Here is a 23,402-nt window from a genome sequence, read left to right as displayed (position 1 = left end):
TTTGTAAGAACAAAAACATTAAATTCCATAAGTTTAAGGCTAAAAAGACAACGACCTTATTTCTTAAAGTTGTAATTGACATACAAATATTCCTATGTGCTTTTTTCATAAGTCAGTTAACACTATCTCTAATTATATAAATTAATTTTAGATATCCATCAGGGGTTCGCGTATGCCCTATCAGATATTTCAATATTGTATCTCTTACAATTTATATTATATAATCATATTATAGCTTGTCATGAAACTTAATAAATTCTTTATAATTATAATACAAAAAAGTGTTTATGATATTTCTTAATTTAAGAAATATCATAAGCACTTTTTTAAATTATGTTATCTACGTATTGATTATACTTAGTCAATTTTATTCTACTCCTGTAAAAATAATAGCCAATCACTGATTAGTATATTTTTTAAAAAGGATATCACCTTACAAATAAATATTTAATTAATAATATCTACCACTTTTTCTTTTTTCCACCTAATAGCTATAAGTATCAATCCAATAGAGACTAAAATGAAATAAGCTAAAGGTAAAAAATATTTAGGAAACCAAGTAATTGTTAGATTGTTCATAAGATATTTAGAAGATACATATATTATAATAAAAGTTATTGGTACTTGTACTCCTATAAGGGTTATATAATTTGGTGCTATCCTTGAAATAAAGGTTACTATTAAAGTAACAGCAAAACCTAAAACATATATTGCTATTATTGTAAGTTGTATATACTGTATGAAATTAATATTATACCAGTATAAATGAATATTAAAAACTGAATTTATGCTAGAATTTAAAAACATTCCTACTTTATTATGTGAATATAATATGAAAAAACAAGCAAGGTGTATGCTTATTATTATAAAGCTTGATATTAACGCTGAAACTAGCTTATTTCTAAATATTTTTCTTCCTGTCTTAGATGTATATTGAAGGTAATTTACCTTATTTATACTATCCTTTATATAAATAGGTGAAATCATAAATATTATACTTAAGACTATAAGCATTGCTACATTTTTTATTAAGTTGTTATAATTTTCAAAAACAAAATATGGAAGGATAGATGTTATAGAATCATTTTTAACTACTTCATTATATCTTTCCAATTGATTTTCGTTTAAATTTCTATCTATATTTCCATCAATTTCTCCGTACCGTTCTATAATATTCTCTCGAGCCTGCAATTCCCAGAATATATCTACATTATCCTCAAAAACAACTTTATCGCGTAATTTACCTAACTTCTCATTATTCCTATCTATTCCTTTGAACTTTTTATAGGTAGTTATTCCTGCAGATGCAAACTCTGGCCTAGCCTTAAGATACTTGTTAGCTTCCTGAATCTGGTTATTGTATAGTTCCTTAAAGTTTATAAATTCCTTTTTATCCATAGAAGTCCCATAATCCTTTAACATTTGAATACTTATTTTATAATTGTCCTTTTCTGGTCTTCCATTAGGAAAATATTTAAAATCAAAACTTATGAATAGATAATACATTATTAAGCTAATAAACATAATCATAATAACCATCTTAAAATTAAAAATTTTCTTTATCTCATTAAAAACTATCCTCATGATATACTTCCTTTCCCTAATATATATTTTGTTTTTTAAACCTTCTTATGCATATGCCACATATAGTTATGAGAATCACTGACCATACAGCTATTGTAATAACTTCATAATACTTAAAAGTAGCAAAAGGACCTTTTTCCATAAACCACAAAAACGGATTTGAGATAAGTGCAAAAGGGGTGACGTAAGCATTGTTAGTAACTCAAAAGCATAAAAAAAGATTCAGCCTAAGCCAAACCACTTTATATAATAATTACTAATTGTGGAATATCTATTCTTATATATTATTCTTTATATTTCTCAATATATTCTAGAAGTGCCATGCTAACTAAATCCATGCTTTTATAGTCTTTATATGTCTGGGTAAAATCCTTAAACTGCTCCCAAACTTCTGAATACAATCTAATAGTAGTTGTGGTCTTAAATTCCCCATTAAGCATATCTTCATCAATTTTTAGTTCTTGTTTTTGTGGTACATCCATTATAATTTTGTAATCTGTTATTTTCTCTTCTGTTTCAGTTTTATTTGCTACTTTTTTCTTTTCTTTTACAAAATCATAAGCTGAATCAATAGCTTCCTCTATGCTATCCGAATTAAAGCTCATACAAGGTGTTTCATCATCTAAAGTTAAACAAAATTTAGAACTTGATTGGATTTTTACCTTATATCCATCATCTATTAGCTTTTCTAATTTATTCATTTTTCACACACCCTTCAAATATATATTTGTTTTTAAATACTTTTTAAATACATTCTTCAGTTTGCTACCTAATATTTATGTATTTATTATGCCATACTTTAATATATATTATGTTTTATAATCATCTTCTTATAAATAGTTTTATTCCTCATAACAAACAATCGGAGTTCCCTCTTCTATATTTTCAAAAATTTCTTTAGCTAAATATATTGGAGCATTTATGCATCCATGGCTTCCTCTTCTCTTATATATCTCTCCTCCAAAAGAATATCTCCAACTTGCATCATGTATTCCTATATTCCCGAAAAAAGGCATCCAATAAGTTACTGGAGCTTCATAACCAGGTCCAGTTAATGTTGCCCCCTTTTGTTTATAATTAAGCATATAAGTTCCAAGGACAGTAGAATGTCCTCTATTTGGATTCCCCGATACTACAGAACCTTGTGTTATAAGCTCTCCATTTTTATAAAACCATAAATGCTGCCTTGTTATATTAACTTCTACATAAGTGTTGCCTATTTCATTTTCCGCCCTATATAAAGCCTTATTAGCATATATAGGTTCTTTTTTAAATACATTACCAAGTTTTATATTTTCTAATAATGCTTCTGTTTCAGCCTCACGATTAATTTCCCATCCATAAAGTCCACCGCTAACTTCTACTATTTTCCCCATAGAGGTTTTAAATTTTCTTGCGATTCCAACGGTATCATATTTTTCACTCAATTTTTTAACATATTTCATAACTGCTATTTTGCTTATAACAGTTTCTAAATTTTTATCAATACTAAGCCACTCATTTATTATATTTCCATCTAATATTTCCTTTTCATTCCCAAATTTATAAGTGATTTTTGCTTTCACATACTCATTTAGTAAATTCTTAGTTTCAAGTGCTTTATAAGAACTTAAAGTGTACCTTGGATTTTCATAACAAAGGGTTTCATTTAAATCTAATTTTCTTACTCCTTTTAATATGCCCATTTCTATATTTTCATAAAATCGATCTTTAATTATCTTATTTCCATATACTTCTTCAATGACTTTATAGGAACCATTTATATACTTAAAGCTTACATTCTGAGGTTCTATAATATCTGTAGTTAAACAATTTAATCCATTTATCTTATTTTTTAAATTATCTTTATTGTAAATAAATAAATCTTCAACATAATATTTTTGATCCTTTAGTAATGAAATTATCCATTTAAAAGAGTTTCGCCCTGGATAAACTTTATCAATACTATTTTTTTCATTGTACTCCATTCCTATATCTCTTCCTATTATCTCTTCTATTTCCCCATTTCTTTCTGCTAACTGTAACCTATAATCTATAACATAGCCTCTAATTGTATCCTCTGTATCTTCATGTGCTTTTAATGACACATCTACACCATTTATTACCGTATTAAAAAAGAAATGCTTAGAAAAGTATAAGGAAATAATTAAATATATTAGTAAAATTGAAGCTATGAAAATAATAACATTTCCTGTCCCCTTGCTTCTAAAAAGCTTTTTTATATCAACATTCTTCATACCGATTTATACCTTTCATCTAAAATTTAAATATTATAACTAGTTTATAATATGTTTGTATTTTTGATTTTAAAACTAAATATCTAGATACTAAGTCTGAAATTTGTTTTTATATATTACTTCAAACATAGATTTAATTTGGAACCAGTACCAAAACATTTCTTTAGCATAATATATTGTAATATTATATTTTTTGGAGGTTTTATATGTATACCAGGTATCCTTATTTCTATAACATGCTGAAATTAAATAAATATGTGCAGATGAACAATGAAATTATGTTTGCCAATATGATAAGGTGTTGGGATAAAACCATATCTCCTAGAGAAATAAAAACTGGAATGAACCAGGCTTCTGAAGTACCCTTAGATGACAAAAATATAAATCTTGTTTCAGATTCTCAAAATTATAATGACATGCCAAAACATTTTCGTAAATCTTCTGATTTAATAAATACGCAAAACAATAAAGAATTAAATCTAAGTGGATTAAACACATTAAACATTTCTGGTAGTCAACAATTTTCTGAGTTCAATTTACCTCTTATAATAGATAGCATAGGGGCTTCATTACCTATAGCAGTTATTGACTTAAGACAAGAATCACATGGATTTATTAATGGAACTCCTGTTAGTTGGGCTAATGCAAGAAATGATGCTAACATAGGTTTAACAATGGGTCAAGTTTTATTAAATGAATTTATTAAACTAAGTAGTATTAAATTAGGTGTGCCTATTACCTATTATAATCATCCCAATATAACTATAGTTCCAACAAAAGTTTCAGATGAAGATTATCTTGTTAATTCTAAATCACTATCATATATTCGCATCCCCGTTACTGATGGGAAGATACCTACAGATGACATGGTCGATTACTTTGTTGCGTTAGTAAAGATACAACCTAAAAATACCTGGCTTCATTTTCACTGCAAACAAGGAATAGGAAGGACTACTACCTTCATGATTATGTATGATATGCTTAAAAACTCCCACCAAGTTGCAGCTGATGATATTATAAATAGGCAACTATTATTAGCAAATTTTGATGAGAGTCATATTAAATCTTTTAAGAATAATGAAAGAATTAATTTTTTGCAAAACTTTTATAAATACTGTAAGGAGAGTAGTGATGATTAATATTACATGGCGCGACTTTAAAAAAACTCTCGATACTAATAATTATATAAAAAATCCTACAATTCCAACTTATTTATATGTTATTTCTCAAAACTCAATGACGCCTAGTGAAAAAGCAATGATAGCTACTCTTCAAGGCTTGGTTAATAGTCATTCCTCATCTCAAATATATACACTTAACTCCTCACAACCAGATTATCAAATATGGCTAGATGATTTAAAAAACAGATATGGAATTTCATATGAAAATGTCTCAGAGCCGTGGAGATTATTAGATATATTTAAAGATTATATAGACGGATATGTACTTTATAATAATAATTCTCTAAAAGATCCTTCAATAAATAATGCTTGTTCACTTGCTGCGTTAAATAATTGCATTGCAGTTGATGAAGTTATCCAAGATAAAGTACGCACCTATGGTATCACAAATATTAAAGGTGACTGTAGGAACACAGATGAAGCCTGGGCTTTCAATAATTTATGGAATTCTGGGCTCAACCATTCCATAGTAATTCAGTTATCTCCAGGCAAAGCTTCCGCGTTAAGAGATTATGCCATAATGACCAAATCACTAGTATTTTATGAGGATAAAATTAGCGATACATCTCTTCGCGATAAAATATTTTCTTCCATGGAAAATGACTCCATCTGCCTCGGTTGGGGACCAGATGAATTTATTAATGTTAGTACAACCTCAAAATATGGTGTTAGTATGGTTGCTGCAGATTGGTCTTATAATCTAACTGTTTTAAGTTCATTTCCTTCATTACCAATGACTCAAAAAACGTTAATGAATGTTCTAAGTAAAGAAAATGTTCATAATGTAACATTTATTATGTCTGATGGGGATAATGAGCAGTGGAACCTTGGAACTAATTATGGTTCTCACAAATGGTATGGCTCGCCTTATAAGGGTAGATTCAATTTGGGTTGGTCCTTGAGCCCATCCTTATATTACCTAGCACCTACTGTATTTAACTTATATTATGAGAGTGCAGCTCATGGATCTACTGATGATTATTTTATAGTACCACCATCTGGAAATGGCTATATGTACCCAAGTAAATTTGATAAGAATACGCTTGGAATGTATATTAATAGATTAAATGATTATATGGAAAAGGTAGATGAGAATTATATAGCAATTATTGATGACTCCTCTTTTCGCAATAATGAACTTTGGAGTAAATTTACTGTTAAGCCTAATATTTGCGGACTGTTTTATCTTGATTATCATAAGCATGACAACTATCATGGAGAAATTATTTGGTCAAATAATAAGCCTATAGTCTCCTGTAGAGATTTACTTTGGGATAGTCTGGAAAGTGAAAATGAGTTAGTGGAAAATATTAATAAACGGATTAACTCTGGGCAAGTAGATATTAATAATGCTAATAGTTATACCTTTGTTTATGTTCATGTTTGGAGCAAAAACCTTAGTAATATTGAAAGGGTTGTAAATAAGCTAAAGGAAAATTCTAAAGTGAGAGTAGTCACACCTAAAACATTTATGGAACTTATAAAGAAGAATGTTAAGCAGTAGTATTATAATACTCCTAGCTACACCCAAATCTATCAAGCAATTTAATTATTTAAAAAAAGTATCTATGACATCTCTTTTTATAGAAAATACCATAGATACTTTTTTTTATAACATTTTATTGATATTGCTAGGTTTATGATTCCTTATCTTATTCCCACTCAATAGTTGAAGGTGGCTTAGATGTTACGTCATAAACAATTCTGTTTACCCCTTTAACTTCGTTAACAATCCTTCTAGATACCTTATCTAATACTTCATATGGTATCCTAGCCCAATCTGATGTCATTCCATCTGAGCTAGTTACAGCCCTTAGAGCAACTGTATGACAATATGTTCTCTCATCTCCCATAACTCCAACGGACTTAATGTTAGGCAGACATGCAAAGTATTGCCATATTTCACTTTCTAGTCCCGCTTTAGCTACTTCATCTCTGAATATTGCATCAGCTTCTCTAGTTATAAATAATTTTTCATCTGTTATTTCTCCAAGTACTCTTATAGATAAACCCGGTCCTGGGAATGGCTGTCTCCATACTAGGTAATGAGGAATTCCAATTTCTTCTCCAACTGCTCTAACCTCATCTTTAAATAATTCACGCAGTGGCTCTATTAGTTCAAAATGCATATCTTCTGGAAGTCCTCCAACATTATGATGACTCTTTATAGTAGCTGAAGTCGAAGTACCACTTTCAACTACATCCGGATATATTGTTCCTTGCACAAGAAAGTCTAATTGTCCGAGTTTATTAGATTCTTCTTCAAAAACTCTTATAAATTCTTCTCCAATTATCTTTCTCTTTTGCTCTGGATCACTTATACCTTTAAGCTTACCTAAGAATCTATCTTGAGCATTAACTCTTATTATATTCATATCAAATTCGCCCTTGAATATTGTTTCAACTTGGTCTCCTTCATCTTTTCTGAGTAGACCGTGATCTACAAATACGCAAGTTAACTGCTTTCCTATGGCTTTATGTACAAGCATTGCAGCAACTGATGAATCCACTCCTCCAGAAAGAGCACAAAGCACCTTTTTATCTCCAACTAGTTCTTTTATAGCCTTTATTTTTTCCTGCGCAAAAGATGACATTGACCAATCACCCTTAACTTCGCATACATTATATAAGAACTTTCTAATCATTTCTTCACCAAAAAGAGTATGTTTTACTTCTGGGTGAAATTGAACTCCATAAAGCTTTTTAGAAACATTAGCCATAGCAGCTACAGGACAATCTTTAGTAGTTGCTATTATATCAAAGCCTTCTGGTACTGTGGATATGTGATCTGTATGACTCATCCAGCATTGGTTTTCGTCTATTCCTGCAAAAATAATAGAATCCTTGCTTAGTTCAACTTCTATTTTGCCATATTCACGAACATCAGGTGTTATAACTTTCCCACCAAAAGTTTGTGCCATTAATTGAGCACCATAGCATATTCCTAAAATAGGAATACCCATCTCAAATATTTCACTTTCCACTTTTGGAGCACCGCTGGCGTATACACTATTAGGACCGCCAGTGAATATTATTCCTTTTGGATTCATATTTTTTATTTTTTCCGCAGAAAATGTGTATGGTATTATCTCGCAGTAAACATTGTTTTCTCTAACTCTTCTTGCAATAAGTTGGTTATATTGACCACCAAAGTCAACTACTAAAATTAATTCTCTATTATTCAATATTTTTTCCTCCTTGTAGGCTTAAGGTTTTTCATTAGTTATTTACGCTATAATTTGGTGCTTCTTTTGTAATGTGTACGTCATGTGGATGACTTTCTCTTAGTCCTGCTGAGCTTTGAATAACAAAGGTTGAAGTCTCAAATAATTGTTCTAGAGTTGCTGATCCTAAATATCCCATTCCTGAACGTATACCACCAATCACCTGATATATAGTTTCTACAACGTCTCCTTTAAATGGTATTCTTCCTTCTACTCCTTCTGGCACTAACTTTTTATTTCCTTCTTGGAAATATCTATCCTTGCTTCCGCAAGCCATAGCAGCTAATGAACCCATGCCTCTATATACCTTATAGCTTCTTCCTTGATAGATTTCCATTTCACCTGGTGCTTCAGTGCATCCTGCAAACATAGATCCCATCATAACTACTTTTGCTCCCGCGGCTAGTGCCTTAACTATGTCTCCTGAATATTTTATGCCACCATCTGCAATTACAGGTACTCCGTATTTATTTGCCTCTTCTACGCAGTCCATAACTGCTGTGAGTTGTGGAACTCCTACTCCAGCCACAATCCTTGTAGTACAAATTGATCCAGGACCTATGCCTACTTTTATACAGTCAGCTCCTGCCTCAATTAAATCTCGGGTTGCCTGCGCCGTAGCAATGTTTCCTGCTATTATTTGAAGTTCTGGGTAAACAGATTTTATTTTCCTTACTGCATCCATTACTCCTAAAGAATGACCATGAGCTGTATCTAGGGTTACTACATCTACTCCAGCCTTTACTAAGGCTGTTACTCTCTCCATCATATCTGAAGTTACACCAACAGCTGCCCCACATAATAACCTTCCCCTAGAATCCTTTGCAGCAATAGGGAATTTTATAGTTTTCTCTATATCTTTTATTGTGATAAGTCCTCTTAAATTGTTTTCACTATCTACTAAAGGTAATTTTTCTATTTTATGTTTTTTAAGAAGTTGTTTAGCCTCTTCCATACTTGTTCCTTCTGATGCAGTAATTAAATTTTCACTTGTCATTATATCTTTAATTTTTTTACTATAATCAGTCTCAAAAACTATATCTCTATTAGTAATTATTCCAACCAATTTACCCTTTGTTGTAATTGGAACTCCTGATATTCTATATTTACTCATTAATGCTAGTGCATCTTCTAGAAGATTATCTGGTGATAGAAAGAAAGGGTCTGTAATTACGCCATTTTCTTGTCTTTTTACTCTGTCAACTTCAACGGCTTGTCTTTCAATACTCATGTTCTTATGTATAATTCCTATTCCGCCTTCTCTAGCCATAGCAATAGCCATTCTAGACTCAGTAACAGTGTCCATACCTGCACTAATTAGAGGTATGTTAAGTTTTATTTTTTTTGTAAGGTAAGTAACTAAGCTAACATCTCTAGGTAGTACCTCTGACTTATTTGGAACTAGCAATACATCATCAAATGTATATGCTTGTTTTAGTATCTTTGCCATTTAATCAACATCCTTTCAGAATTCTATTTTAAATTTATAAAATTAGGTGTAAGACTCATATCCATTTGGGATATTTATAATTCACCTTTATAATTAGCATAAAAATACTTATATATACCGAATTTTTAAAATATGATAGCTTCAAACTCTTAAAATATGGGGTAAATTAAAAGTTTAAAGCTATCTAGCAAGAGCTGCTAAGCTATAGAGAGCTACTAATATTCTCTCTTTGTATAGTTTTGTGACTGCAAAATAAAATTTTGCACTCACAACTCTACATAAGATGCAAAGCATAAAAAGGCATACCAATCCTACTTTGACTAAAGTAAAATTAGCATGCCTAAAGTAAGCTCATACTAAAATTACTCATAGTAGTCAATTTGCGGCTGACCGTAGATACTCCTTGCCATATTCAAGGGATATATGAGTGACGCTATTGTTTTTAAAGTTATTATTAATAATAGTAAATGTTTAAGAATTTGTCAATGACTATTTCTTACTAATTCTTAAAACTATTAGAAACATAGTTTTAATATTTAAAGGAATAAAAGAATTAACTAGGTTAAGTCCTAGTTAATTCTTTTATTTCAATATATTTTCATTTGAAATTATTATTATTTAAATTACTTTTAGTACATTCCTTCCATTCCCATTCCTGGTCCGCCACCCATTGGAGCTGGATTTTTTTCTGGAATGTCTGCTACTGCAACCTCTGTTGTTAAGAATGTTGCTGCAACAGATGCCGCGTTTTGTAGTGCTGATCTTACAACTTTTGTTGGATCTACAATTCCCGCTTTTATCATGTTTACCATTTCTCCACGTAATGCATCATATCCAACTTCTCCAGCGCTTTCTCTTACTTTTTCTATTATAACTGAAGCTTCTGCGCCAGCATTTGTAACTATTTGTCTTAATGGTTCTTCTAATGCTCTTTTAATTATGTTGATACCCACTTGAACATCTGCTATATCTGATGTTAATTTGGCAATCTCTAAAATAGCATTAATATAAACTGTTCCACCACCAGGTACGATTCCCTCTTCAACTGCTGCTTTTGTAGCTGCAAGAGCATCTTCTATACGGAGTTTCTTTTCTTTAAGTTCTGTTTCAGTAGCAGCTCCAACTTTTATTACAGCTACTCCACCTGCAAGTTTAGCAAGTCTTTCTTGCAATTTTTCTCTATCAAAATCTGATGTAGTTTCTTCAATTTGTCTCTTAATTTGAGAAACTCTATCATGTATTGAATCTTTTTCACCTTTTCCGTTTACTATTGTAGTGTTTTCTTTAGATATCTTAACACTTTCAGCTCTTCCAAGCATATCAACAGTAACATCTTTTAGTTCTCTTCCGAGTTCTTCACATATAACTTCTCCACCAGTTAAGATTGCTATATCTTGAAGCATTTCTTTTCTTCTATCACCAAAACCTGGAGCTTTAACAGCTACGCAAGTAAATGTTCCTCTTAATTTATTAACAACTAGTGTAGCTAATGCTTCACCTTCGATATCTTCAGCTATTATAAGTAGCTTTCTTCCTTGTTGAACAATTTGCTCAAGTATTGGAAGTATATCTTGTATGTTAGTAATTTTCTTGTCTGTTATTAAAATATAAGCTTCTTCAAGGTTTGCTTCCATTTTTTCAGGATCTGTAACCATATATGGACTTAAATATCCTCTATCAAACTGCATTCCTTCAACTACATCTAGCTCAGTTCCCATAGATTTTGATTCTTCTACAGTTATAACGCCTTCATTACCTACTTTTTCCATAGCATTAGCTATTAGAGTTCCAATTTCTTCATCACTAGCTGATATTGCAGCAACTCTAGCTATATCTTCTTTACCGTTAACTGGTTTAGAAGATTTTTTGATTTCTTCAACTGCTTTGTCCACAGCCATTTTTATACCAGTTCTTATTAGCATAGGATTGGCACCAGCTGTAACATTTTTCAAACCTTCTCTTATTATAGCTTGAGCAAGAAGTGTAGCTGTAGTTGTTCCATCTCCTGCTACATCATTTGTCTTTGTAGCAACTTCTTTAACAAGTTGTGCTCCCATATTTTCATAAGGATCTTCTAGTTCTATTTCTCTAGCTATAGTAACACCATCATTTGTTATTAATGGTGAACCAAATTTTTTATCTAAAATAACATTTCTTCCTTTGGGTCCTAGTGTAATTTTAACTGTATCCGCAAGCTTATCTACACCTCTTTGCATAGCTCTTCTTGCGTCTTCTCCAAATAATATATTTTTAGCCATTTTAAACCCTCCTATACGCTAATAATTAAATAATAATCTATCAACAATTAAACAATAATTTAATATTATTGTTTAATTGTTTAATTGTTGAATTATCACTTAATCATTATTGCGTTTAATTAAATTATTTTTCAATTATAGCTAGTAATTCTTCTTGTTTTAATATGATATATTCAATACCATCATATTTTATTTCGCTTCCTGAATATTTAGAGAATAATATTGTATCCCCTACTGTAACTTCCATTTTAATTAGTTTTCCATCCTCAACTTTTCCTGGTCCTACAGCCACTACCTCAGCTTCTTGTGGTTTTTCCTTTGAAGCCCCTGCAAGAAGTATTCCACTTTTAGTAGTTTCTTCTGCTTCTAATCTTTTAATTAATACTCTATCACTAAGTGGTCTAATGTTCATTTTAAACCCCTCCTTATATATTTTTTTGTTTTTGTTAGCACTCCGCACATCTGAGTGCTAATGTAACCTGTAACTAATATACTAATTAATAATGGATATAATATCAAATTCGTCTATTCTATATATTATACCATTTATAACGAAATATTCAAACTATGTTTGTTTATCATGGAATTCTATAGTTTATCTCTCATTTACTTTATTTTTCTATAATTTGTATTCCTATTGCATTTTGACACCATTTAATATGCCTTATTTATAATTATAATCATTGAATATGCTTTAATATATTGTTAAAATTAATAACCAGAGGTGATTTTATGAATATAAAAACTTTTTTTGAATTTTGCTTAAAAACATTTTTTATTTTGTGTTTTACTTTTTCTTTTATAACCTTAAGCGTTTATTTCACTTTGCTTTTTAAGCCCTTATATTATATGGATATTAATGTTTTAAATATTGAAGATTCCACCAATTTAAATAAAGGGGAACTAAAAGCTAATTATGACTATCTAATTACATATTTAACCCAAAATACAAGTGAAGAATTCAATCTTCCAACACTTCCTTCATCTGATCATGGCAAAATTCACTTTAAAGAAGTTAAAGTAATATTTGATAAACTTAAGATAATGCTGCTTTTCTCCATATTAATAAGCATTTTAGGTGTACTAGTAAACAAGAGGCATAAAAAAATAAGATACTTGCTCCGCAGCTCCATAGTTTTAATAATAATACCAATAATGTTACTTATACCTTTTATAATTAATTTCGATAAAAGTTTCACTGTTTTTCATCAAATCTTCTTCAACAATGATTACTGGCTATTTGACATTACAACTGACCCAATAATAACAATCCTTCCACAGAATTTTTTCTTTCATTGCTCACTATTAATAATTTTCTCCATTATTATAATAAGCATAGCCTTAAGATGTATATATAAATCACAATACAAAAAACAGCATTCTTTATAAGATTATATTATCAAATGCAATCTCCTTAATTTTTCAATAAGTTTTTTTCTTTTTAATGATAGCCTTGATTATTGCATTCCCTTTAAATATTCCTATTAGGGATAAAATAATCATGGTTATGCCTATAGTTATTAAACTTGTAACATCCCATGCATATATTTTTTGTCCAAAGTAAGAGGATATAAAAATGCCTGGAATTCTACCTAAGGTTGAATATATAAAGAAATCTTTAAAAGAAATATCTGATACTCCACATATATATGCTAGGGCATCTTTTGGTATTCCTGGGATTAAATAAAATATAAATACAACAAATTTTTTACTTCCTGCTTTTAATATTTTTCTAAAAAATTTTACCTTCTTATTTAGTATCAATTTTTCTACAAGAAGCTTACCATAGTTATTAGATATAAAATATACTACTATACTTCCTAAGGTAATACCCATTAAAGATATTATTCCACCTAAGAAAGTACCAAAAATGTATCCTCCAGCCACTTGTATAAATTCACCTGGAATAAAGAAAACGACAACTTGTATAACCTGCATCAGAATAAAAACTAAAATGCTGAAATTCCCATAAGAACGAATAACTTCTTTTAATATATTGGGGTTCTTAAACATATATGAATACTTGAAATAATATTCATATCCAATATATATGAATAGCAGCAAAACTGATGATAGTACTATATATTGTTTATATTTTGATAGCTTTATTGTGATAGAATTCCATATTGTTTTCATTGTTTTTTATCCTCATCATTCTTATAAAATTCAACATTATTCCCTATACTTATCTACTATTAGTATTTTGCTTAATTTTTGCTATTTTATTCGATTTTAATGTTATTTTCCCTTGCATAATAAAATAAATACTGTTGTGCGAACCCTGCCGTGTTTTCAAATTTATCTCTAGCAAAAATCCTTATTTTTGGTAGAGACACATCTGGTGCTAAGTAAAAAAATTGCATAGCTCTCTTTACCCATACATCCACTGGAAAAGCAGAATATTTTTGCATAGAAAATAACATGATACAATCAGAAACCTTTGGGCCAATACCACTAAGTTTTTTTAATTCTTCATGACAAACATTATCTTCCTGAGATTTAATAGATTCCAAATTCACTTCACCAGTATATACCCTATGCACTGTGTCTTTTACGTACTTAGACCTAAATCCTAGACCACAACTCTGAATGTCTTCTAATGACGCTCCTTCTAAATCTGCAGCGGTTGGAAAGGTGTAGTAGGTTTCGCCTTTATATTCTACTTTTTTCCCCCATTTTCTGCTCAAATTGTCTATTGCTCTTTTTATCATGGGGATTCTATTATTTGAAGAAATTATAAATGACATGGTAAGTTCAAAAGGCTCCTGTTGCAATAGTCTGATGCCATAGCCAAAATCAACGGATTTTTTAAGAAGAGGATCTTTCTGAAATTCATCTTTGATAACTGTATAATCTCTTTTAAGGTCAAAATAATCACACCAAAGTAGATTAAATTCTTCTTCATTTATATTATATATTTTTACCTGCGTATTTTTCTTTTCTACTTCTATTACCTTGCCATATGCCACCCCTATGTAGTTACCACTTGCTTGTTTGTTCCATCTAAAACATTGGCCGCACTCGAATATATGGTCTAATTCGAAATTCTCTACATCTTTTATAATGATACCTTCATTAAATGATTCAATATTTTTGTAATCCATAATTTTCCCTTTCCTTAGTTCAGTTATTTATTTTTAATTCTCGCGCAACAATTTCATCTAATATCTCAGTAGCTGTTTCAATCATAACCCTGCAACCACTATCTTGCTTTTTATATTTTGCTTTAAGTGACCCACAATTATCTGTCCCTAACTTTGCTTCAAACTTTTGGAAGAACTCCTGACATAGCTTCTTAACTCGCTCTCCTTCATGTGCTTTTTCTTTAGTGAATAATATACCTATAACTGAAAGCGAACCTGTTATAGCCCCACAAACGCTTTCAACACCCATTCCACCACCAAAGGATGACATAGCTTTAAATGTTTCACTTTTCAAATTCATATTATATTCATCACTAGCAGCATAAATCATCACCTCAGAACAACTTAAATCATATTCTTTAGTATAATATTTGTTTATTTTATCAATTAACATAAATATCGCCCCCCAATTGTTTAACCTTATTATATCAAATTATTATCACTTAGTTATGAATTTTTTGTGTTTTTTAATCCTTTTAGTCCTTTAATGTCAAATAGTTGTTAACCGACCCTTATGTTTTGCCCATTTTCCACTTAAGCAACTCCATAATTCACTGTTTAAAACTAAAGAAGGACGGTTAACAATTATTAACTAATAAACTAGTTAATAATTGTTAACCGTCCCCGTTTCTCCTACAAAAATCATTCCTTCATTTTAGATACTAATCCTTAGCACCTATATTACCATTTTCATATTTTTTGTATTACTTATTTTACTTGCTACAAGATTTACTAAATCTACTGTTCTAGATGAATATCCCCATTCATTATCATACCATGCTAGAACCTTTAAAATGTTTTTGCCTATGACCATGGTTGAAAGTCCATCAACTATAGATGATCTATCATCACCCTTATAATCTATAGATACTAATGGTTTTTCTGAATAACCTAATATACCTTTAAGCTCATGTTGCGATGCATATTGGAATGCACTATTTACTTGCTGCACAGTTACTTCCCTCGACATTTCACATATAAGCTCTGTTATAGACACGGCTGCGGTAGGTACCCTTAAAGATGAACCATTGATTTTGCCTTCAAGACTAGGAATTACCTTTGCAAGCGCTTTCGCAGCACCAGTAGTTGTAGGAATTATCGATTCCCCTGCTGCTCTAGCACGCCTTAGATCTTTATGAGTTTTGTCTAGTATTTTTTGATCATTAGTATATGAGTGTATTGTTGTCATACACCCATTAACTATACCAAATTGTTCATCCAATACTTTAGTAAAAGGTGCAAGGCAATTGGTAGTACAAGAAGCATTGGAAATAATATGGTGTTTTTGAGGATTATATTTTTCGTCATTAACTCCCATAACTATTGTTATATCCTCATTTTTTGCCGGTGCGGTAATTACTACCTTTTTAGCTCCTGCTTCAATGTGTTGCATAGCCTGCTCTCTCTTTGTATATATCCCTGTTGATTCTATAACAACATCTACGCCTAGTTGCTTCCAAGGCAAATTCTTAGCTTCTTTTTCGTTAAACACTTTAATTTCTTTACCATTTATTATTAATGAGTTACCTTGCGTTTCTACTTTGCCTTTAAATGTTCCATAACAAGAATCATAGGTAAAAAGATGTGCAAGAGTTTCTACATCTGCTCTTGCATTTATAGCTACTATTTCTGCTCCCTCATGTAAATTATCTTGTGCAATTCTTAATACAACCCTTCCTATTCTTCCAAACCCATTTATAGCAATTTTTACACACATATTTACTCCTCCAATATACATCTTATTTTATGTATTGTGATACATTATTTCTTTATAAAATTTAAAATACGCACATATTTTCAGTATTTAATATAGTTTTATATAATATATTAAACCGTTTACAATCAAATGTAATATATATAATTTTATGTGCTATACTATTTATATCAATGTACTACACTTTTGTCAATAGTAAATTTGTGAATATTTTTCTAAATATGTAATTATATATTCTATTAGCTACTTATTGCTTATGTTTGCTTTGATTATCTAAAAAAAATAAATATTAAAAAAAACTCCATAAACTAAAGTTTATGGAGCTTTTTTTAATATTTATTTTTTTATTAGTTTGCTAGCATTTCATTTATAGCTTTAGCAGCTTTTTTGCCTGCTTCCATTGCCAAAATAACTGTAGCAGCTCCTGAAACAGCGTCTCCACCAGCATATACATTCTTTTTAGAAGTTAAACCAGTTTCATCTTCTGCAACTATACACTTCCATTTATTAATCTCTAAACCTTCTGTTGTTGATGCAATTAATGGATTTGGTGATGTTCCTAGTGACATTATAACTGTATCTACATCAATTACAAATTCTGAACCTTTAATAGCTATAGGTCTTCTTCTACCTGAAGCATCTGGCTCGCCAAGTTCCATTTTTATACAGTTCATTCCTATAACATTTCCCGCATCATCTCCTAGGATTTCAATTGGATTCACAAGTAAATCCATTATAACTCCTTCTTCTTTTGCATGATGCACTTCTTCAGCTCTTGCTGGAAGTTCTGATTCTGATCTTCTGTATACTATATGACCTTCTGCACCTAGTCTTACTGCTGTACGTACAGCATCCATTGCAACATTACCTCCACCTACAACAGCAACCTTGCTGCCTGTTCTAATAGGGGTACGGTAACCCTCTTTATATGCTTTCATCAAATTGTTTCTAGTTAAATATTCATTAGCAGAGAATACTCCATTTAAATTTTCTCCCGGTATTCCCATGAACATTGGGAGTCCTGCACCTGAACCAATAAACACAGCAACAAAATCTTCTTCTTCCATTAACTGATTTATTGTTACAGTTCTTCCCACAATAACATTTGTTTCTATTTTAACTCCTAATTTTATAACATTTTCTACTTCATGTTTAACAACTGTTCCTTTTGGTAATCTAAATTCTGGAATTCCATACACCAAAACTCCACCAGCTTCATGAAGTGCTTCAAAAATAGTTACATCATATCCATCTTTAGCTAAATCCCCTGCACATGTAAGTCCAGCAGGACCACTTCCTATTACAGCAACTTTCTTACCATTTTTAGACTTTGTTTGTGAAATATCAACATTATGTACTCTTGAATAGTCACCTACAAATCTTTCAAGTTTACCTATAGCTACAGCTTCTCCCTTTATTCCAAGTATACATTTGCTTTCGCATTGAGTTTCTTGTGGACAGACTCTTCCACAAACAGCTGGTAATGCACTATATTTTGCTATTACTTTAACCGCCTCTTCAAATTCTCTATTCTTAACATGTTGAATAAACCCAGGAATATCTATGGCTACAGGACATTTAGTAACGCACTTTGGATTTTTACAGTTTAAGCATCTTGCAGCTTCTTCAACTGCCTCATCTTCTGTATAACCTAGACATACTTCTTCGAAATTAGTTGCTCTTATTTTCGGTTCTTGTTCTGCTATTTTCACTCTATTCATTTTACTCATTATTTAGTACCTCCTAATCCACAGCCTGGTTTAATGCCTTCATTTTTAGAAACTTCTTGCGTTTTATACATTGTTTGTCTTCTCATTGCTTCTTCAAAATTAACCTTGTGACCATCAAATTCTGGTCCGTCAACACAGGCAAACTTAGTCTCTCCGTCTACAGTAAGTCTACAAGCTCCACACATTCCTGTACCATCTACCATAATAGGGTTCATACTTACAATAGTTGTTATTCCAAGTTCTTCAGTTAATTTACAAACAAATTTCATCATTATCATTGGTCCAATGGCAATAACTAAATCGTATTTTTTGCCTTCATTTTGAACTAAATCTTTTAATTTATTTGTAACAAGTCCCTTATATCCATAAGAACCATCATCAGTACATGGATAAACGTTGCCTGCTACACTCTTCATTTCTTCTTCCATAATCACATATTCTTCAGCCTTTGCGCCTATTATTACATCTGCTTTTACACCTTGCTCATTTAGCCATTTAACTTGAGGATAAACTGGAGCTGTTCCAAGTCCACCTGCTATAAAAATAATTTTCTTATTCTTTAGTTCTTCAATGCTTTCACTCATTAATTCTGATGCTTGTCCAAGTGGTCCTACAAAATCTAAAAACGAGTCACCAACTTCATAGTTTTCCATTTCTTTTGTTGAACAGCCTATTGTTTGAACTACAATAGTAACTGTACCTCTTTTAGTGTCATAGTCAGAGATTGTAAGTGGTATTCTTTCACCTTTTTCGTCCATTTTGATAATTACAAATTGACCTGGTTTTGCTGATTTAGCTACTCTTGGCGCCTCAATATCCATTAAAAATATTTGTGGTGCTAATGCTCTTTTCTCAATTATTTTATACATTTTTATTCCTCCATATTCATCTATGATTTTATATTTAATTTTTTTGCAACATATTTATTAGTAAAACGATTGCAAGGCATCTTTATTTAGATACCTAAAGTAAATAGACAGGCAGTAAAGAGCATAGAAATACTAATGCTATTCACTACCTGTCCTTTTATCTGAAAGTTTCCTCAAAATAGTAAACTATTTGAGTTTCTTCTTCGATGCCCATACTAAATGGATCTCTCCAGGGACATGTCCAATTATTGTACTCTACCTGAAAGCTTCCGAGTGATTTTTAGCAAAATTTACTCGTTTCTTCTTCGGTTACCCCAAAATATATGGGATATCTCCAACAATTATCATCCACCCATATTAAATTACATTTATAGTTTAAGTCTTTCTACGTATATAGTCAACATAAACTAGCTTATCTCCTATTTGTTTTTTCTATAAGTAGCATAAAAATAGCATAAATTTGCAACTTAAAATCATCTTTTAAAATTGCAAATTTATTTTATATTACTTTATTCTAATCATTTAAGTCTAAAAATTAACTTTTTCTCCTGTAAATGTGCACGTAAATATTTTTTTCATTTCATCCACATTTATTGATCTTGGGTTAGATCCTGTGCATGCATCTTTTATAGCATTTTCAGCCATAAAATCTACATTTGCTTCAAATTCTTTTTTAGTTATACCATATTCAGCTAAAGAACATGGTATATTCATAACTTTATTTAAATCTCTTATCATATTAGTTAATGAATCTATTAATTCATCTTGCGTATTTCCACTTAAATTTAAGTTTCTTGCAATAGCCGCATATCTATCTCCACAAGCTTTTTTGTTGAAATCTATAACATATGGAAGAAATATTGCATTTGCACAGCCATGAGGGATATGTAATACAGCACCTGTTTTGTGTGCCATACTATGAGCAATTCCTAGTAGTGCATTTGAGAATGCCATTCCAGCTAAGCATTGCGCAATGTGCATTTCATTTCTCGCCTCTTCATTTCCTTCAAAGGACTTTAATAAATTTTCTTTAATCATAGTTATAGCTTGCATTGCCATTGGGTCTGAAAAGCTTGAATGAAGTCCTGCTACATAAGCTTCAATTGCATGAGTTAATGCATCCATGCCCGTATGCGCTACTAATTTAGGTGGCATTGTTTGAGCCAGTGCAGGATCAACTATTGCTATATCTGGTGTTAAATTGAAATCCGCTAGTGGATACTTTATTTTTGCTTTATAGTCGGTAATTACTGAAAATGCTGTAACCTCAGTTGCTGTTCCACTAGTTGATGGTATAGCTATAAATTTAGCTTTTTGTCTTAGTTCTGGAAGACCAAAGGGTATAACCGCTTGTTCAAAAGTAAATTCTGGATATTCATAGAAAATCCACATTGCTTTTGCTGCATCAATTGGTGAGCCCCCACCAATTGATACTATTAAGTCTGGCTCAAACTCTCTCATTACTTTTGCACCATTCATAACTGTTTCTACTGATGGATCTGGTTCTACTCCAGTAATATGCTTAACTTCAATTCCTGCTTCTTTTAAGTAATCTTCAACCTTATCTAAAAATCCAAATTTTTTCATAGAGCTTCCACCAGTAACTATTACTGCTTTTTTACCCTTTATAGTTTTTAAAACTTCTAATGAATTTTCTCCAAAATAAATGTCTCTTGGTAGTGTAAATCTATTCATTATATTTCCCCCCTATTTATATATAGAATCATATGTTTTTATACTTATATATTTTTATACTTATATGTTTGTCAACACTTATGCCAACTTTGTTATTTGTTTAACTACATTGTTAATTATATAACGTCAGCAATTTAAAGTCAACCTTCAAGCGACAAAATTTGATATATTTGGTAAAATAGTTTTAAATACTAACTTTTTTTTACTTAAACCTTACATGTTTTAGATATAGATAATTTTCATTTTTAACAAGTACGAAAAACAAGAGCATTATAACTTGCTATAAGTTATAATACCCTCTAGATTCATTTCTCATATTAAAATATTATATTATCTTGTATAATTAAAGAATCCTTTTTTAGTTTTTCTTCCTAATAATCCGCCTCTAACATATTTTCTTAAAAGACTATGAGCTCTGTATTTAGAGTCCCCAGTTTCTTTATATAAAACATCCATTATAGCAAGACATACGTCTAGTCCTATAAGGTCACCTAGTGCTAGTGGTCCCATTGGGTGATTAGCTCCTAGCATCATTGCTTTATCGATATCTTCTGCTGATGCAATACCTTCTGCAAATATTCCTATTGCTTCATTGACCATTGGTATTAATATTCTGTTTACCACAAATCCTGGTGCTTCTGCAATTTCTACAGGATCTTTTCCAATAGATATAGCAACTTCCTTTACAATGTTAAAAGTCTCTTCTGATGTTGCCATTCCTTTTATTACTTCTACAAGCTTCATCATTGGTGCTGGATTAAAGAAATGCATTCCTATAACCTTATCAGGTCTATTTGTAGCAGCTGCTACTTCTGTTATAGAAAGTGAAGATGTATTTGATGATAAAATAGTTTCTGGTTTGCAAATTTTATCGAGTTCTGCAAAAATTTGTTTCTTGATTTCCATGTTTTCTACAGCAGCTTCAACTACTAAATCACAATCTGCTGCTAAACTCATATCAGTAGTTCCTGTGATTCTTGAAAGTATTTCTTCCATATTTTCTACTGTTATTTTTTCCTTGCTAACTAATCTTTCTAGATTCTTTTTGATTCCAGCAAGTCCTTTATCTACAAATTCATCTTTTATATCTCTTATTATTACTTCATATCCTTTAGCTGCAAATGCCTGAACAATTCCAGCTCCCATAGTTCCAGCTCCAAGTACAAAAATCTTTTCCATAAATAACACGCTCCTCAAATTTCATTTTATTTAAAACTAAAAATAGTAACTATTTTTAAAACTTACTCTAATACTAAATTCTAGCATTAGAGCAAGTTCACTTTAATTAAACCTATTTAATTATATTATTTTTCATCATTTAATGCATTGATCTGAGCTACCATTTCAGGTAGAACTTTTGTATAATCTGCAGCTATTGCAATATCTGCAACTTTCATGATAGGTGCAGATGCATCCTTGTTTATAGCTATTATAAAATCAGAATCTTGCATACCAGCTAAATGCTGAATTGCTCCTGATATACCACAAGCTATATACACAGTTGGTCTAACAGTTTTTCCTGTTTGTCCTACTTGAAGTGATTTATCTACCCAACCATTCTCAACTGCTGCTCTCGATCCTCCAACAACTCCGCCTAGGCTAGTTGCTAGTGTTTCCAGTATTGCAAAGTTTTCTTTAGATCCAACGCCACGACCACCAGATACAATGATATTCGCTTCTCCAATATCTGCTATATCTTTAGCAAGCTTTACAACTTCTAAAGTTTTAGTTCTGATATCAGCCTCTGTTAGATTTACAGTAACTTTTTCGATCTTGCAAGTTCTATTTTTATCTTTAGCTAATTTTTCAAAAACTCCTGGTCTAATAGTAGCCATTTGTGGTCTATGATCGGAGCAAACTATTGTAGCCATAAGATTTCCTCCGAATGCTGGTCTTGTCATAAGTAAATTTTTAGTTTCTGTATCTACATCCAAGGAAGTACAGTCAGCTGTAAGTCCTGTTGAAAGTCTTGCTGCTACCCTTGGTCCTAAATCTCTTCCTAAATAACTTGCTCCAATAAATATGACTTCTGGCTTTCTTTCGATAGCAAGTTCACAAATAACTTTTGCATAGGCATCAGTTGAAAAGTGGGCAAGTAGTGGGTGCTCAGCTACTATAACTTTATCTGCTCCAAATGCTATGAGTTCAGACGTCATAGCATCTGTATTATCTCCAAGTACTACCGCTGTTAATTCTACTTTTAATTTATCTGCTATTTCCCGTCCCTTACCTAAAATCTCAAGTGATACTTTTTGAAGTTCTCCATCTCTTTGCTCAGCAAAGACCCAGATTCCTTTATAATCTTCTATATTCATGC

The 23,402-nt window shown here is 31.1% G+C and carries 17 protein-coding genes, 1 pseudogene and 2 riboswitches; of the genes and pseudogenes, 2 read left to right on the top strand and 16 right to left on the bottom strand.

The genetic code is table 11. From position 1 onward, the window contains the following. Nucleotides 1–447 precede the first annotated feature (447 nt). The 3 genes from Ctaglu_RS01545 to Ctaglu_RS01535 all read right to left on the bottom strand — a co-directional run bounded on the left by Ctaglu_RS01545 (nt 448) and on the right by Ctaglu_RS01535 (nt 3,821). A complete protein-coding gene (locus Ctaglu_RS01545; protein WP_124997344.1) occupies nt 448–1,584 on the bottom strand; it encodes a hypothetical protein in 1,137 nt (378 codons plus the stop codon). A gap of 284 nt (nt 1,585–1,868) precedes the next feature. Next, nucleotides 1,869–2,285 (bottom strand): hypothetical protein, encoded by a 417-nt coding sequence (locus tag Ctaglu_RS01540; RefSeq protein ID WP_124997342.1) that lies wholly within the window; start codon nt 2,283–2,285, stop codon nt 1,869–1,871. Between the two features lie 141 nt (nt 2,286–2,426). Beyond that, the gene (locus Ctaglu_RS01535) at nt 2,427–3,821 is read right to left on the bottom strand and encodes a L,D-transpeptidase family protein (protein WP_124997341.1); all 1,395 of its coding nucleotides are present in this window, start codon (nt 3,819–3,821) and stop codon (nt 2,427–2,429) included. 263 nt (nt 3,822–4,084) lie between these two features. On the opposite strand from Ctaglu_RS01535, the pseudogene Ctaglu_RS01530 reads away from it, so the two are divergent. Further along, a pseudogene (locus Ctaglu_RS01530) lies at nt 4,085–6,506 on the top strand (GxGYxYP domain-containing protein). A gap of 148 nt (nt 6,507–6,654) precedes the next feature. Here the strand turns inward: Ctaglu_RS01530 and guaA are convergent. The 4 genes from guaA to Ctaglu_RS01510 form a co-directional block, all read right to left on the bottom strand. Continuing rightward, a complete protein-coding gene (gene guaA, locus Ctaglu_RS01525; RefSeq protein WP_124997339.1) occupies nt 6,655–8,190 on the bottom strand; it encodes a glutamine-hydrolyzing GMP synthase in 1,536 nt (511 codons plus the stop codon). A 31-nt stretch (nt 8,191–8,221) separates the two neighbouring features. Then, nucleotides 8,222–9,676, bottom strand: coding sequence for an IMP dehydrogenase (gene guaB / locus Ctaglu_RS01520; RefSeq protein ID WP_124997338.1), 1,455 nt, complete (start codon nt 9,674–9,676; stop codon nt 8,222–8,224). Between the two features lie 349 nt (nt 9,677–10,025). Beyond that, a riboswitch (purine riboswitch) is annotated at nt 10,026–10,123 on the bottom strand. Between the two features lie 182 nt (nt 10,124–10,305). Further along, entirely contained in the window at nt 10,306–11,934 is a 1,629-nt protein-coding gene (gene groL / locus Ctaglu_RS01515) for a chaperonin GroEL (RefSeq protein ID WP_124997336.1), read from the bottom strand. A gap of 124 nt (nt 11,935–12,058) precedes the next feature. After that, nucleotides 12,059–12,346, bottom strand: a complete 288-nt coding sequence (locus Ctaglu_RS01510; protein ID WP_124997334.1) for a co-chaperone GroES — start codon at nt 12,344–12,346, stop codon at nt 12,059–12,061. A gap of 320 nt (nt 12,347–12,666) precedes the next feature. Between Ctaglu_RS01510 and Ctaglu_RS26435 the strand changes: the two genes are divergently transcribed. Next, nucleotides 12,667–13,323, top strand: coding sequence for a TIGR01906 family membrane protein (locus tag Ctaglu_RS26435; RefSeq protein ID WP_124997333.1), 657 nt, complete (start codon nt 12,667–12,669; stop codon nt 13,321–13,323). 33 nt (nt 13,324–13,356) lie between these two features. Here Ctaglu_RS26435 and Ctaglu_RS01500 read toward each other — a convergent pair whose 3' ends face one another. The 9 genes from Ctaglu_RS01500 to Ctaglu_RS01460 form a co-directional block, all read right to left on the bottom strand. Continuing rightward, a complete protein-coding gene (locus Ctaglu_RS01500; RefSeq protein WP_124997331.1) occupies nt 13,357–14,070 on the bottom strand; it encodes a TVP38/TMEM64 family protein in 714 nt (237 codons plus the stop codon). Nucleotides 14,071–14,156: 86 nt separating this feature from the next. Further along, a complete protein-coding gene (locus tag Ctaglu_RS01495; RefSeq protein WP_124997329.1) occupies nt 14,157–15,038 on the bottom strand; it encodes a DNA-3-methyladenine glycosylase family protein in 882 nt (293 codons plus the stop codon). A gap of 19 nt (nt 15,039–15,057) precedes the next feature. After that, nucleotides 15,058–15,471: a C-GCAxxG-C-C family (seleno)protein gene (locus Ctaglu_RS01490; RefSeq protein WP_124997328.1), complete on the bottom strand. Its 414-nt coding sequence runs from the start codon at nt 15,469–15,471 to the stop codon at nt 15,058–15,060. A gap of 282 nt (nt 15,472–15,753) precedes the next feature. Then, nucleotides 15,754–16,794, bottom strand: a complete 1,041-nt coding sequence (gap, locus tag Ctaglu_RS01485; protein ID WP_124997326.1) for a type I glyceraldehyde-3-phosphate dehydrogenase — start codon at nt 16,792–16,794, stop codon at nt 15,754–15,756. A 344-nt stretch (nt 16,795–17,138) separates the two neighbouring features. Then, nucleotides 17,139–18,521 carry an NADPH-dependent glutamate synthase gene (gltA, locus tag Ctaglu_RS01480; protein ID WP_124997324.1) on the bottom strand — a complete coding sequence of 461 codons (1,383 nt, stop codon included), beginning with the start codon at nt 18,519–18,521 and terminating at the stop codon, nt 17,139–17,141. Further along, on the bottom strand, nt 18,521–19,390 hold the full coding sequence (locus Ctaglu_RS01475; protein WP_124997322.1) for a sulfide/dihydroorotate dehydrogenase-like FAD/NAD-binding protein: 870 nt from the start codon (nt 19,388–19,390) through the stop codon (nt 18,521–18,523). The genes gltA and Ctaglu_RS01475 overlap by 1 nt, the downstream gene beginning before the upstream one ends. A gap of 139 nt (nt 19,391–19,529) precedes the next feature. Then, nucleotides 19,530–19,633: riboswitch (glycine riboswitch) on the bottom strand. Between the two features lie 285 nt (nt 19,634–19,918). Then, nucleotides 19,919–21,085: an iron-containing alcohol dehydrogenase gene (locus Ctaglu_RS01470; RefSeq protein WP_124997320.1), complete on the bottom strand. Its 1,167-nt coding sequence runs from the start codon at nt 21,083–21,085 to the stop codon at nt 19,919–19,921. A gap of 330 nt (nt 21,086–21,415) precedes the next feature. Then, nucleotides 21,416–22,264: a 3-hydroxybutyryl-CoA dehydrogenase gene (locus tag Ctaglu_RS01465; protein ID WP_124997318.1), complete on the bottom strand. Its 849-nt coding sequence runs from the start codon at nt 22,262–22,264 to the stop codon at nt 21,416–21,418. A 125-nt stretch (nt 22,265–22,389) separates the two neighbouring features. Next, a complete protein-coding gene (locus tag Ctaglu_RS01460; protein ID WP_124997316.1) occupies nt 22,390–23,400 on the bottom strand; it encodes an electron transfer flavoprotein subunit alpha/FixB family protein in 1,011 nt (336 codons plus the stop codon). Nucleotides 23,401–23,402: the final 2 nt, after the last annotated feature.

Origin of the sequence: Clostridium tagluense, assembly GCF_003865095.1 — a bacterium.
Taxonomy (GTDB): domain Bacteria; phylum Bacillota; class Clostridia; order Clostridiales; family Clostridiaceae; genus Clostridium_AD; species Clostridium_AD tagluense.
This window is presented reverse-complemented; position numbering and strand designations above follow the sequence as displayed.